General features: G+C 52.8%; 11 protein-coding genes. 2 read left to right on the plus strand and 9 right to left on the minus strand.

All coding sequences use genetic code 11. The features are described 5' to 3' along the window. Nucleotides 1–11 precede the first annotated feature (11 nt). Nucleotides 12–851 (plus strand): YheC/YheD family protein, encoded by an 840-nt coding sequence (locus NSU14_RS18505; protein WP_042135960.1) that lies wholly within the window; start codon nt 12–14, stop codon nt 849–851. A gap of 46 nt (nt 852–897) precedes the next feature. Here NSU14_RS18505 and NSU14_RS18510 read toward each other — a convergent pair whose 3' ends face one another. The 5 genes from NSU14_RS18510 to NSU14_RS18530 form a co-directional block, all read right to left on the minus strand. Continuing rightward, nucleotides 898–1,605, minus strand: coding sequence for a response regulator transcription factor (locus NSU14_RS18510; RefSeq protein WP_042135958.1), 708 nt, complete (start codon nt 1,603–1,605; stop codon nt 898–900). Beyond that, a complete protein-coding gene (locus NSU14_RS18515) occupies nt 1,580–3,331 on the minus strand; it encodes a sensor histidine kinase (protein ID WP_042135956.1) in 1,752 nt (583 codons plus the stop codon). The genes NSU14_RS18510 and NSU14_RS18515 overlap by 26 nt, the downstream gene beginning before the upstream one ends. A gap of 99 nt (nt 3,332–3,430) precedes the next feature. Further along, nucleotides 3,431–5,002 (minus strand): extracellular solute-binding protein, encoded by a 1,572-nt coding sequence (locus tag NSU14_RS18520; protein ID WP_336102191.1) that lies wholly within the window; start codon nt 5,000–5,002, stop codon nt 3,431–3,433. Nucleotides 5,003–5,034: 32 nt separating this feature from the next. After that, nucleotides 5,035–5,916 (minus strand): carbohydrate ABC transporter permease, encoded by an 882-nt coding sequence (locus NSU14_RS18525; RefSeq protein WP_340946680.1) that lies wholly within the window; start codon nt 5,914–5,916, stop codon nt 5,035–5,037. A 17-nt stretch (nt 5,917–5,933) separates the two neighbouring features. Next, nucleotides 5,934–6,917 carry an ABC transporter permease gene (locus NSU14_RS18530; RefSeq protein ID WP_042135954.1) on the minus strand — a complete coding sequence of 328 codons (984 nt, stop codon included), beginning with the start codon at nt 6,915–6,917 and terminating at the stop codon, nt 5,934–5,936. Nucleotides 6,918–7,128: 211 nt separating this feature from the next. Between NSU14_RS18530 and NSU14_RS18535 the strand changes: the two genes are divergently transcribed. Then, nucleotides 7,129–7,962, plus strand: a complete 834-nt coding sequence (locus NSU14_RS18535; protein ID WP_042135952.1) for an AraC family transcriptional regulator — start codon at nt 7,129–7,131, stop codon at nt 7,960–7,962. 565 nt (nt 7,963–8,527) lie between these two features. Here NSU14_RS18535 and NSU14_RS18540 read toward each other — a convergent pair. The 4 genes from NSU14_RS18540 to NSU14_RS18555 form a co-directional block, all read right to left on the minus strand. Then, a complete protein-coding gene (locus NSU14_RS18540; protein WP_340946682.1) occupies nt 8,528–9,166 on the minus strand; it encodes a hypothetical protein in 639 nt (212 codons plus the stop codon). Between the two features lie 757 nt (nt 9,167–9,923). Continuing rightward, nucleotides 9,924–11,003 carry an endo-1,4-beta-xylanase gene (locus NSU14_RS18545; RefSeq protein ID WP_340946685.1) on the minus strand — a complete coding sequence of 360 codons (1,080 nt, stop codon included), beginning with the start codon at nt 11,001–11,003 and terminating at the stop codon, nt 9,924–9,926. A gap of 23 nt (nt 11,004–11,026) precedes the next feature. Then, nucleotides 11,027–12,934 carry a carbohydrate-binding protein gene (locus tag NSU14_RS18550; RefSeq protein ID WP_340946687.1) on the minus strand — a complete coding sequence of 636 codons (1,908 nt, stop codon included), beginning with the start codon at nt 12,932–12,934 and terminating at the stop codon, nt 11,027–11,029. 241 nt (nt 12,935–13,175) lie between these two features. Then, a complete protein-coding gene (locus tag NSU14_RS18555; RefSeq protein WP_256703980.1) occupies nt 13,176–14,216 on the minus strand; it encodes an ABC transporter substrate-binding protein in 1,041 nt (346 codons plus the stop codon). Nucleotides 14,217–14,247: the final 31 nt, after the last annotated feature.

Genomic DNA, 14,247 nt, shown 5'->3' on the forward strand with positions numbered 1-14,247 from the left:
GGAGGGTTACGATGAAGAAGCAGATCAGCCGGATTTCCAGTAAACTGACGAAGACAAGAGTACTGGCGGAGAAGCCGGAATTAAAGAGGCATATCCCGGACACACGAAGAATGAGCCGGAGTGTTCTGCATGCAATGCTGCAGAAATACCAGATGGTATATATTAAGCCCTGCTGCGGCTCACTTGGCGAGGGGGTTATCCGGGTTGAACAGAGGACACCTGCAAGCCGGGGCAGCTCTGGCGGGAGAGATTCTGTCGTGACGCAAAAATGCACCTACCGCTATCAGGCAGGTACACGGGTGAGCACATTCGCTGATTATGACAAGGCATATCAAGCAATCATGGAGGAGACCGGAGGGAAATCCTATTTAGTACAGAAGGGTATCCGTCTTCTGACATACGGCGGGCGGCCGTTTGATATCCGCGTAATGGTGCAGCGCAATCCTCAGGGAAAGTGGGAAGCTACAGGAGCGGCAGGACGCGTCGCGCATCCGCAGAAGGTGGTTACGAATGGAAGTCAGGGCGGGACCATATATCCGGTCGAGGAACTGCTTGGCGTTCACACCAGCCTGAAGAAGCACAGCGCTCTGATTACGCAAATGAACGAACTTGGCGTGAAGTCTGCCATTCAGTTAAGCTCTGCCTATCCGGCGCTGAATGAAATCGGCGTAGATTTCGCCTTAGACCGGCGGCTTAGCCCATGGATTCTGGAAGTGAATACCGCCCCCGATCCCTGCCCGTTCACCAAACTGAAGGACACCCGTATGCTTGACCAAATGATCAGATACGCCAAAGCCTACGGCCGCACCTATAATCTGAAGTGCATGAAGGCAAAACGCGGGATGAGATGATAGCATGAATCCCGCATTCTGCTCGCCGCCCCTCCGGGCTAAGGCTTCAATGCGCCTCCCGGTAGGCACCCGGTGTACTGCCGGTATATTTCTTGAATACTTTATTGAAGTAATGCTTATTCTCATACCCGACCCGGCGCCCGATCTCGCTAACTGGCAGATCACGGTGGGCACTAAGCAGCTTTTGCGCTTCTTTGATCCGGGTGGCATTCAGATAATTCACAAACGTATCGCCGGTCACCTTCTTGAAGAGGTTGCTGATGTAGTTGGGATGAAGCTTCATCAGGTCGGCCAGATGATCGAGGGAAAGGTCGTTCATATAATTCATTCGGGTATACGCAAGAATCCGTTTGGCATGAGGAGGACAGTCCGTGCTGTCCATAGAGGGAAGATCCCGGTTCACTTGACTCAGCAGACGGGACACCTCCTCCTTGTCCACTGGCTTCAGCAGGTAGTCCACCACGCCGTAACGGAGCGCCCGGCGGGCGTATTCAAAATCATCATATCCCGTAAGAATAATGAAGCGCTCACATAAACCGTTCTCCTTGGCCTCCTCCATCATTTCAAACCCGTTTTTCTCCGGCATATGCAGATCGGTTACCGTAACATCCGGCATGTATTCCTTCATGATCCCAAGAGCCTCGAAGGCGTCGCCGGCCTCCCGGATTTCAGTTCCGACCGGCGCGGCTGCGCCAATCACCTTGACCAGTCCTCCAAGGATGATCGGCTCATCGTCTACTATTAAGATTCGCATGCTCGCTCGCCGCCCCTTTCGCTATGATAATAGTCAAGCAGGTACCCTTGCCCTCCTCACTCTCCAGAACCAGCCGGGAAGCTCCGCCATAGAACGATTTAATCCGCTCGCTGACGTTATACAGCCCCACGCCTCCTTCCGCCTCCTCCCGGGGCTTCACCTCATCTCCCTGGGATAACCGGCTGTGGATCTGCTGCAACCGGTCTTCGGGAATCCCTATGCCGCTGTCCGACACACTTATCCTTATCTCGTCCTCCGTCTCGGCGGCCTGAATGCGGATATGGACAGGCCGGAGCGTCACGGAGGCTCCATGGATGATGCTATTCTCGACCAGCGGCTGGAGGATGAACCTTGGACAGCTCATCTGCTCGGCAGCCACAGCGATATCGACCTCATAGGTCAGTCTCTTCTGCAGCCGCATTTTATGAATATTGAGGTAGAAGACCACAGTCTCAATCTCTTGGGAGAGGACCGTATGATCCTCTTGGGCGGACAGGCTGTACCGCATCAGCTTGCCAAACCAGTACGAGATTTCAGCCACTTCCTGGTCGTTGTTGGATTCCGCCAGCATCCGGATCGTCTCCAGCGTATTATAGAGGAAATGCGGCTTGATCTGGGCCTGAAGGACTTTGTAAGCGGCTTCCTTATTGCGCAGCTCCGCACGGTGGACATTGTTGATCAGCTCATCCATACGCAGGAGCATGGAATTATAAGTCTCGGTGAGGAAACTGATCTCATCCTTGCGGCCCGGCTTGTCTTCCTTGCTGATCGACTGCTTCAGATTATCATCATTCAGGTTGCGCATATGCCGGGCCAGCCGGAGGACGCGCTTAGTGATCGTCGCAGCCAGCGTGTAATAAGCAAAAGACAATAACGCCAGCAGGACGGCGAAGGTGGTAATCATCACGATCTCCTGGCTCCTGATCGAACGGAACACCTCGGATACCTTGCCGATCACGGCGACCCGGACACCCAGCTCCTGAATGAACAGCTGGTTGACGATGACCTTACGGTTGATGAAATACGTCTGCGACTCCTCCGATGCCATTCTTGCCCAGGTTGCAGGATCAACCGCCGAGGGAATGCCTTCCCTCTCCGGCGGCAGAAGCAGCGCGGTCCAATCCCCTCCGCCTGTCGCCCGGTAGAATTTGCGGATCAGCTCACTGCCGACCCGCAGCTCCAGCAGTCCGACAATCTCGGTAAAGTCATGATTATATATGTTCTGATAGAACACCAGCGGGGGTGCTTCGACCTTGGAGTCGGGGAGTATCCATTTGCCCTGTCCCGGCCGCAGCATACGGGTAGCCTCGGCACCCTGTTCATCCAGCGCTGATAGTTCGAGCAGCCGGTCAGTAATGGGCAGCACGCCTTGCTTGGTTATATAGATTCTGAACGTGTCGATCTCCGGACTGATATTAAGCGATTGCAGAATCACCGGATTAATATAACGGTTATAGGCATATATGCTCTCTGAGTCCGTCTCATAGCTGCCGTCCAGATAGTCAGTGACATACGGGTTGTACTGGAGCATCCGCTGGGTGGAATCGATCCGGGCCAGATCCGCCTTCATATTGGAATAGGCCTGCTCCAGTATCTTCTGACGGCTCTCCACAAACTGTCTGCTTACACTGTCATAGAGCTTGCTGTAATAATAATAGCCGAAGGTAACGACCGGAATAAAAATCAGCAGGATATATCCTAATATCATTTTGCGTACAATGCTCACGGCAGCCTGTCCCCCCCCGGTGCCCGACTTCTTTTTTTCTAATCCTACCATGAACATGTAAAACCCGGTAGAGACAGGTCTCTACCGGCAGGAATTCCCTTACTTGAATAATTCTTTTTTCTTCTGATAGGTTGTATTCGCCCAGTCGGTGAGCTTCTGCAGCCCTATGTTCTCTGCATTCTTCAGCATATTCTCATAGGCTGCCACTGCCGCCTCCTCCGATTCTGCCAGATAGATCTTGACCTTCTCATTCTTGACCATCTCGTCAATCTTCGTCTTGATGGTCTTCTCCTGTGAATCCGGCTGGGTCTGGATCAGCCCGATCTCCGGCTTATAGATTCTGACGGACTTCAGATCCATCAGCGCCTGCGTCTTCTGCAGCTCAGGAACATAAGACAGCATGCCCTCGGTAACCCCATCGTTATAGAGATACCACCACTTAATCCCGTTGCTGTTCACAAAATCGGCATCGGACGGATTATATTTGAAGTCGGGGTGGCCCTCTTCATTCCAGGTCCAGTGTACCCCTTCGACTCCGAACATCGTCAGCTTCTTGCCCTCGTCGCTGGCCAGATACTGGATGAATTTGATGGAGGCCTCCGGGTCCCTATTCTTCTTGGTGATGAAGGTTCCGGAGAAGCCGAGTCCTGAGCTGACTACCTTGGCATCCTTCGACAATACGCTTGGCAGCATCTTGAAGGAGAAGTTCCCCTGATTGCTCTTGATCTTGATGTTATCGGTATCTGCGGTGGATACGGTATGGCTATGGGCGAAGGCTTTGCCGCCCGTAGCATATTGATCATCAATCTGGTCATTGGCCAGTGCGAAATTCTCAGCCAGGATATAGCCATTGCGGTACAGGCTATTCATGAACTTGAAGAAGTCCAGCATCTTGGGCTGCCTGATCGCATATTCCACCTTGCCGTCCTGTTCATACCAGCCGTCGAGCAGGGTCTCCGTACCGAACTGGGCCAGGAAATACTGTTCAATCCAGTCCTTGTCCATGATCAGCGGGACCATCTCGGGATATTTCTCCTTGACCATGCCCAGCACCTTGACGAAATCATCCAGGGTCTTGATCGGCGGATTTCCCAGCTCCTTCAGAATATCCTCCCGTACCGCGATGCCCGGGTTGCCGTCGCTGCCTAACGAATATTTACTATTCTTCATCTCCTCCTGGGTCGCAAAGGAATTCCGCACGGTATAGAACTTGCCGTCATCCATGGTATGGATGGCAATCCGGGTCTTGTCAATCTTGAAATCCGGCGCATATTTCTCAATCAGCTCATTCCAGGAATATGACAGCTTCGAGTCGGATAACCGGTCTATGTTGGAAGAGGTGAACACCAGGTCCGGCAGGTCACCGGAGGCAATCATCAGCGGAAGCTGCTTATCATCGGTAGCGACCGTAACCTTGAGCTTCACTCCCGTCTTCTCGGTAATCATGTCGGCGACCGGGCCCTTCCATTCCGTAACCGGGTACCACGACGCATCAATGAACAGGCTCAATTCCTTCACTTCCGCAGGTTTGGCCGGAGAATTCCCGCCTGCTGCTGCGTCCGGACTGACGGACGGGGCGACCTGGACGGCATTTCCTCCGCTGCCGCAAGCGGATAATACGGCAATTGAGAGTGCGGCTGCAACCATCTTGAAGCTTCTGCTTTTGTTCAAGCTAATCCCTCCATGATTGAATTAATAATGGTCTAACCTTTTACCGACCCCAGCATGATGCCATGTACGAAATACTTCTGCAGGAACGGGTACACACAGATAATCGGAACAATGGACACGACCATTGAAGTGACCTGCAAGGAGAAGCTGGTGACACCCGCCGAGACACTGTTGGCTACCGCCAGCGAATCCATCGGAGAGTTGCTCTTGTTGATGACCTCCATCATGCGGAAGGCCAGCGTGCGCAGCTCTTCGGACTGGACGAAATAGGCTGAATCCAGCCAGGAATTCCATTGCCCGACCCCCATGAACAAGGCCATGGTCGCAAGCACCGGTGTTGAGACCGGCAGGATGATGCGGAAGAATATCGTAAGCTCGCCGGCCCCGTCTATATGCGCAGACTCTTTTAGCTCAGCAGGAATCTCGCGGAAGAACGAGATCGCAATGAGCAGGAAGAACGTGCTGAGCATGGACGGGATAATGTACACCGCAAAGGAATTAAGCAAGCCGAGTGAACGCAGCACCACATAATAAGGGATCAGTCCGCCGGAGAAGTACATGGCGAATACGATCACTGTGAAATAGACCTTGCTGAATAACAGATCACGATGGGACAGGCCGTAAGCGACGATGCTGGTGAGCAGCAGTCCGAGCAAGGTGCCGGAAACCGTACGCAGTACGGAGACCAGGAATGCCTTCACCCACTTGGGATCATCCATGAACACCCGGTAATTCTCCAGGGTAAAGTTCCGGGGCCACAGATACACACCGCCCAGCAGCGAGTCCGAGCCTTTATTGAAGGAAGCAATTAACACATAATAGAACGGATACAGCATCGTGAGCATAATAATGAACAATACCACATAGATCACGCTGTCAAAAACAAAATCCTTCTGCCGCTGACTCTTCAGCACAGCCTTTCCTCCTCTCTCTAAAAAAGACTTGAGCCTGACACCCGTTTGGCAATATAGTTACTGGAGAATATCAGGGCTACCGAAATCACTGATTGAATTAAATCTATCGCCGCTGCATAGGAGAACCGCCCGTCGCTTAGCCCCACCCTGAATGCGTAGGTCTGGACAATCTCAGAGGTTGGATTATTGATACTGTTGCCGAACAGGTAGGCCTGCTCGAAGTTGGAGCCCACCAGTCCGCCGCCGAGAATACTTCCGATGGTCAGCACCAGTACAACAACGATGGTTCCCTTCATCCCCGGCAGGGTGATATAGCGGATACGCGCCAGCCTTCCGGCACCGTCAATCTCAGCAGCCTCATAGAGGGAAGGACTGATCCCCGATATCGCCGCCAGAAAAATAATCGTCCACCAGCCCATCTCTTTCCACACCGCACTCCCTACCGCCAGCCCCCAAAAGTAATTCGGACTGGTCAGGAAGGCCAGCGGCTCATCCGTGAAGCCTATCGCCATCAGCGCCTTATTGACCACACCGACATCGGCGGACAGGAAGGCATAGGATACGCCAACCACGACTACCCAGGAGATAAAATGCGGCAGATAGCTGATCGTCTGCACCAACCGCTTGAAGGCCATGTGCTTCACTTCATTCAGCATTATAGCCAGCAGAATCGGCGCCGGGAAGGCGAAGATGACCTTCAGCAGACTAAGGACCAGCGTGTTGCGGACCAGCTTGCCGAATTGATAATCATGCACGAATTCATCGAAATACTCCAAGCCGACCCAGTCACTCGTGAAGATCCCTTTAATCCCGCCGGAGATGCTGTAATCCTTGAAGGCCATCAGAATACCAAACATTGGAGTATAGGCGAAGATCAGCAGATAGATCATGCCCAACCCGACGAACAAATGCAATACCTTCTGTTTTTTGAAACGCTTCCATAAAAACGACCGCCGGCTTCCGCCGGTCCCGGGACTCCTAACCTGTGTTTGCAATTCCATATTCGCTCCTCCCTCGTACCTTTAGTTTACCTTCGAGCCCAGGGAGGGCGTAAGCCAACATTCTTAAGAAAGCGTTATCATTTTTACATGCGGTTATTGAACCGGCGTGGCTATCCATTTAAAGTGCGGTACCGGCTCAGCGATCTATCTTTATTCATCAGATTGCTTTACCCTAGTAGTATCATACTGTTGAAGGATACGGGTGCTGACTATGAACGCTAAGGAATACGGACTCAGCGAGGGTCCGCTGGTGAAGGGGAACGGGTATAAGCCACCCAATCTGCACAGATGGGGACCGGGCGTCCGTGATGTATATGCCCTGCATTATATCGTAAGCGGCAGGGGCTATTTGAAGACAAGCCAGGCGGTTTTTCCTTTGGAGGCCGGCGACAGCTTTGTGATTTTCCCGCAGATGGAGGTGTATTATTACCCTGATCCACAAGACCCGTGGGCGTATTGCTGGATTGAATGTGGCGGAACTGAGGCTTTGCGGTTACTGGATATGATTCATATATCACCGGATCACCCCGTTGTAACGGCTGCTCCGCAGGACCTCAAGCCCATGTTCGATAGAGTCGAGGCGAATGCAATCGAGCCGTATGAACGGGAGCGGTCGGATGCCGGATTTCGCCTGTTGTTAACCTATTACATGGAGTATTATCCAAGCGGACAGGCTTCCCTCAAGAAAGACTATGTAGGTTCAGCCAAGGCATATGTGGAGAGGAACTATTGGAAATCTGCCTTGTCGGTTCTGGATGTTGTAGATTATGTCAAAATCGAGCGCAGCTACTTGTTCCGGCTGTTCAAGAAAGAGACGGGCACCTCCATCTCAGGCTATCTCACCGCCTTTCGGATTCGGCGGGCCTGCGGGCTGCTGGGCGAGTCCCGGTTATCTGTGAAATCCTTGGCTTATTCGGTCGGCTACCACGACCCGCTGTATTTCTCTAAGATCTTCAAGAAGGTTACTTCTTACACGCCGTCACAGTACAGGAAGGTGTATAGGGAGGGGAATGTACTTCCTCCGGCGGATGGGGGTGGGGGGTGAGATTGGCGGATGCCTTGGTGGGCGCGGGGATAACTTACCTGTGCGGGTGAGCGATGTTGGTGCGGGTGCTAAGTTTTTCGCATACATTTGGCCCATACACCTCAGCACCGCCCAATGTGTTCGGTTTTTCGCTTACATTTGGCCCACACGCCTCCGCACTGCCCAATGTGTTCGGTTTTTCGCTTACATTTGGCCCACGCGCCTCCGCACTGCCCAATGTGTTCGGTTTTTCGCTTACATTTGGCCCATATGCCTCCGCAGCGTCCAATGTGTTCGGTTTTTCGCTTACATTCCGCTCGCACGCCCCCGCACTCCCCAATGTGTTCGGTTTTTCGCTTACATTCCGCTCGCACGCCCCCCGCACTCCCCAATGTGTTCGGTTTTTCGCTTACATTCCGCTCGTACGCCCCCGCACTGCCCAATGTGCTCGGTTTTTCGCTTACATTCCGCTCGCACGCCCCCGCACTCCCCAATGTGCTCGGTTTTTCGCTTACATTCCGCTCGCACGCCCCCGCACTCCCCAATGTGTTCGGTTTTTCGCTTACATCCCGGGTTGTACTATTCTTCAGACCAAATCCGGGCTTTGAATGGTACCTATGTACTCGTAGTATGTAACCCGTGGAGATATCCCTCTCGCTACAGGGCGAAATTTCCCCTTATCCACCAGCATACGGCTGTATTTAATAACTGTCGTGTTATGTAGCTCAAGTTCTCTCGCGGCATCACCCGGACGGAGGACACGGTGGTTACGGATGGCTAACCGCATCAGATCTCGTTCAATTCGAGAATAGGATTTGTCTTTTCTTTTATTAGCAGTTCCGGCCGACAAATAAGGAGCCAGAACGTTCCGCATTGTGGAGAGAACAAAAGGCGGATTGTCTTTCATCTCATCCAGCGAGATATAGAGAACCATGTAGTCCTGTGATTGCAGGAAGAGACCGCGATTCAAGTCCATCCGGTATTTGCTCCGGTCCGTGCCATGCGATCCATAATCCATAATCTCAAATGCAATACGCGAGGAACCGACCTTCCACAGTAAATCAATAAAATACGATCTCCCACGCCAGTCCTTAACTTCATATTCCGGATGGAGTCCCTGAAAATATCCAACAAGCGGCCACCACACATATTCCACGAATAAGCGGTTGCCGTAGCTGTGTCCCCGCTTTAGCGCATCAAGCCGCTCCCCCTTTCTTCGTTTCAAATGATTGCTTAACCAATGGTCATGTTCTTCTGTAAATCCCACTCCAATTCCCCCGCTCTGCAATAAAATTAATCTCTAAACGCACAAAACCCCGCCGCCTTCTTAAAGAGAAGGGAGCGGGGCATTCTTTGCCACGTTTACTGCATCTATTACTAGTGTGCCACTTTTGGTCAGCGAACGCAAGATGAAGATCTCAGAAGACCTTATGGTCCAGCTACACAAGTACAATGTGTTCGGTTTTTCGCTTACATTCCGCCCACACGCCTCCGCACTGCCCAATGTGTTCGGTTTTTCGCTTACATTCCGCTCGCACGCCTCTGCACTCCCCAATGTGTTCGGTTTTTCGCTTACATTCCGCCCACACGCCTCCGCACTGCCCAATGTGTTCGGTTTTTCGCTTACATTCCGCTCGCACGCCTCTGCACTCCCCAATGTGTTCGGTTTTTCGCTTACATTCCGCCCACGCGCCTCTGCACTGCCCAATGTGTTCGGTTTTTCGCTTACATTCCGCTCGCACGCCTCTGCACTCCCCAATGTATTCGGTTTTTCGCTTACATTCCGCCCACACGCCTCCGCACTGCCCAATGTGTCGGTTTTTCGCTTACATTCGGCCCTCGCGCCTCCGTACTGCCCATCTCACAAAAAAAGGCTGCTCCCGGCGCGTCTTACCGCGCATGGGGAGCACCCATATTCACGCATCAGAAACAGCCTTGTTCACACTTTGGCAACAGCCCTTATGCTGAAGGCCTGCTTCAGCTTACTCAGCCGGAACGGGTTCCAGCACTGGTTGGAGATCCAGTTGAAGCTCTGGCTCGACCACACTGTCCGGCTGGATCACACTATCCGTGATATCCTGACTGTCCGTTGTTTCCATGAGAGCCGACGAGCCGCCCAGGTATTGCTTGAGCCATTTCAGCGCCGGACGCTCTGATCCGTTAGAATTCAGCAGATGCGTATTCGGTTCCCAGGTCTGATTCTGGATGTAGCCCCAGAGGGTCACGCCTTTCGCCGCAGGATTCTCCCACAGCACAGGGAACTTCTCCTTATATCTGGCCAGCTGTGTATTGTCGTCACCGGTCATATCCAGCTCGGAGACGTAGATAGGCAGGCCTGTTGCGGACAGTTTACCAAGCACAGTATTCATGGTAGAGACACTAACTGTATTCATATTGAAATGATGGCACTGAATGCCGATGCCGTCGATCAGACCTCTGGACTTCAAGTGGTTGATAATCGTCACATATTTATCGGTCAAGCTTGGATCACCAATAATGCCATATTCATTGATGAGCAGCTTGGCGTTCGGGAACGCGGCTCTGGCCTGCTGGAAGGACCAGATCACCCAATCCCAGCCAGTACTTCCGTCGCCGCCGATGGCGTTGCGGTAAGAGGGCTTGGCATGCAGCGGTTCATTGACGACATCCACGAAGGCCGACTTAGGATAACGCTGTCCCGCTGCGGTAATCCATGCGCTGACCTCCGACTTCTGTTCTGCCGCCGACAGGCCGGCAACCCATGCAGGCTCTTGGCTTCCCCAGACCAGTGTATGGAACTTGAAGGGGAGGTTTCTGCTTACCGCATAATTATAGGAAGTATCCGCACCGCCCCAGTTCATATTATTGCGGTTGCCTTCAACCGCTCCCCATTTAGTTGCATTCTCAGGCGTCACCTGATTCCAATAGGTGGCGAAGCTCGCAGGAGCACTGCCTGCAATGATATTCCCCAGGAACTTCGGCCCATTGGTAAGCGCAGCACTGGCGTTCCCCGACATGACGGATGAGAGTAATATGCCGGCTAAAGCCAGCCCGCCTACAAGCTTTTTAATATTGTTCTTCAATTTGAATCCATCTCCTTTGGCGATTATAAGCTCCATTCAATATAATCCACAGAAGCATCCCAGGCTCCATTGTCCGTAGTTACGATCAGCTTAACCTCCTGATTTCCGGTGCCGTGGGCCACATTGGACAAGGTCTGCACGGTAGGTGTGGTTCCGCTGAAGTAGAAGGAGCCAACGGTCACCCCGCCAATTTGCAAATCGACCCTGGCTGCGGCGGAGCTGCTGGAAGCCCCACGGACTGAGATATTATGGGTACCATAGGCAAAATATTGATTGAACGCAGCAGCATCATCATTCCCGTACAACGTTACCCCGCTGAACGGAGAAGTGATCTTGCCCGCATAAGTGCCGCTGAGGGTCATATCCTCTGCTTCCACTTTGCTTCCCGTTCCGGGAGCAGTGGTGCCCGTGGAGAACTGCCAGTAATCCAGATTAAACAGATTGCCCGAGCCTGATCCGGTGAATACCAGGTAGAGTCTGTGAACACCTGTCACATTGCTGACAGGGGTCTCAACCTCTTTCCAGGTCTGCGCGCCTCCGGTAGACGGTACATCAAGCGTGCCTGCGAGTGTGCCTGTTGCGCTATCCAGCCGGATTTCAATTTTGCCGCCTGTGGCGGAGGCCACATTAGCCTTGAAGCTGCTTGCCCCGGAACCGAAATCCGCGTTGCCTACGGCAATCCAGTCCCCATTGTTAATGCTGGTCACATTCATATTGCTTACAGGGCCGCCTGCAGCCTGAGTAGCTTCAGTAGCTATGCCTGCATTCCAGCCGATGGTTTCGGCTTCCACTCTGGTGAACGGATTCAGATTGGCAATCTGGGCAATGCCCGCCATGTCTCCCTGAACCTCCTGAATGTTCCCGTTCGCATTATGGACAAGCTTGTTGATATGCGGTGAGCGGTAGCCTTTGCCATCGCCGAGTACAGCCTTCGCTACGGTCTGGGCATGGTACACTACATACCATTGGTTGTTGAAGTTAAATACCGCATGGTGGTTGTTGCCGCCTACTCCGAAGAAGGTGTACGGATTCTTCAGGAAATGTCCGGTATACGTAAAAGGCCCCATCGGGCTGTTGCTCACCATGTACCCGATTTCACCGGCCGGATAGGCAGCCGGGTGTGTGCCGGAGAAATTGAAGCAGTACGAGTAATAATATTTGCCGCCATACTTATGAATGCCCGAATCCTCGAACATATAAGGGGCATCAATGGTGGATGCGCTTCCAACAATACTCGTCATATCCGCACCCAGCTTCAGCACACGGGCTGTCCGGGGATTGGCTATGGATGCCGGGTCCAAAGTGTTGGGGATACCCCCGCCTGCATACAGATATCCGCTGCCGTCATCGTCCACCAGGACAGCCGGATCAAATAGCCAGGTCACCCCGGACATGCCGGGTGTAGCCCCTGTCACCAGCGCTTTGCCCAGCGGGTCCGACCAGGGGCCAATCGGAGAATTCGCCGTTAACACGCCGATGCCTGATGCACCGTTTGCAAAATACAGGAAAAATTTATCCTGGCCGTTAATTTTTTTCACCGCCGCCGAAGGCGCCCAGGAGAGAGAGGCCCATTTGGCAATGCCGGCGCTGCCGTTGACATTATTGGCTCCGGCCACCGGGATGGCGCCGTGATCTGTCCAGTTCACCATATCCGCCGAGGAGATGACATTGATTTTGTTCAGGGCGCTGAAATCATTGTCCTTCACGGTTCCGTTGCTGTTATAGACGTAAGCATCACTGGACATATAGACATAGACTCTTCCGTTATACGTCAGTGCGAAAGGATCGGCACCCAGCTTGTGATCCATCAGGGGATTGGAATTCCCCGGCTGCTTGGCCGTGGCATTGTTTGCAGCAGACACAGACATCAAGGGCAGACCGTTCAGGAATAACACAAGGGTTACTGCAATGACCAAGAGCTTTTTAAACATCGGCATACCTCCATTAAGATTAATTGGTAATCCCTTTCAATCGGCTGCCGCACAAATAACGGTCGCCCGGCAGCCCCTCCCTTCTAGCATTCTTTGGACAAATCTACTAATATTTGTTATCTGAGATCATCTTAATATAGATTCCGGCTTGGAACAATGTAGTTTTTTGTTTGAAAAGTTGAATTTTTTTGGCGTTTTATCTGCAAAAAAAAAGCCGGAGCAAAAGCGCCAGGCTGCTTCTTCAATATTTACGGTTATCTATCTCCCTACCAGCCAGTTCTTGCGTGTAAATGTCCTCCGGCGTTACCATTCGCTTGGGCAGCGTCCGGCCAGCCATAATCTCTTTGACTGCCTGCATCAGCAGGGGACCCAGCATCGGATTGCATTCGACAACAGCATTAATACTTCCCGCCGCCATCTGCTCAAATGCCCGCCGTGTGCCGTCCACTGAAACTATTATAATATCGCTTCCCGGTACAATACCGGCCTCCTTCATAGCCTCCACCGCACCAATAGCCATATCATCATTATGTGCAAAGAGCACCCGGGGCCACTGCTCCTTCGGCTGCTGCAAAAAAGTCCGCATTACCTCACGGCCGCCGCTTTGTGTGAAATCTGCCGGGGCAGTCATTGTAATCCGGAGGTCCTGCTTATCCCCGAGCATCTTCCGGAACCCGCGCCCACGGTCAATCGACGGTGTCGAGCCTACGGTACCCTGCAATTCTGCGATATGGATGGCTTCGCTATGATGGCGCATCTTATCAATCACATATTTGGCTGCCTTTACCCCTTCTTCATAAAAGTCAGAACCGATAAAAGTGACATAGAGCGAGCTGTTCTCCACGTTGACTGAACGGTCCACAATAATAACCGGAATCCCTGCCTGCCTGATTTCCAGAAGAATCGGTTCCCAGCCGGTCTGAACCACAGGAGCAATCGCTATGACATCAACATCGCTCCGGATAAAGGCACGAATGGCATCGAACTGCTGCTGCTGATCCTGTTCGGCGTTCTTCAGGATGAGGGTAATCCCCGCCTCCCCGGCGGCTTCCCGGATCGAAGCGGTATTGGCCTCCCGCCAGGTACTCTCCGACCCAAGCTGGGAGAAGCCCAGCACAATCGGCTTGGCCATGGCTCTATCTGCCGGCGGCAGCAAGCCGGGATTCACTGCAGGAGAATGATGAGGCATCATCAATGCCTGCGTATTGTTGCCTCCGCTGCCTGAGCAGCCGCCCAGCAGCAGTAACAGCAGCAGAACCAGGCACCCCTTGGCCGTTCTCAACAGGACCCCTCCTTCATATGATAGCGATTAC

Source organism: Paenibacillus sp. FSL R10-2771 (genome assembly GCF_038000205.1).
Classification (GTDB): Bacteria; Bacillota; Bacilli; order Paenibacillales; family Paenibacillaceae; genus Paenibacillus_AQ; species Paenibacillus_AQ phytohabitans.

Bases quoted from the DNA above. Each gene is read 5' to 3' on its own strand.
- NSU14_RS18505 (WP_042135960.1), top strand. From the start codon at position 12: ATGAAGAAGCAGATCAGCCGGATTTCCAGTAAACTGACGAAGACAAGA.
- NSU14_RS18510 (WP_042135958.1), bottom strand. From the start codon at position 1,605: ATGCGAATCTTAATAGTAGACGATGAGCCGATCATCCTTGGAGGACTG.
- NSU14_RS18530 (WP_042135954.1), bottom strand. From the start codon at position 6,917: ATGGAATTGCAAACACAGGTTAGGAGTCCCGGGACCGGCGGAAGCCGG.
- NSU14_RS18535 (WP_042135952.1), top strand. From the start codon at position 7,129: ATGAACGCTAAGGAATACGGACTCAGCGAGGGTCCGCTGGTGAAGGGG.
- NSU14_RS18550 (WP_340946687.1), bottom strand. From the start codon at position 12,934: ATGTTTAAAAAGCTCTTGGTCATTGCAGTAACCCTTGTGTTATTCCTG.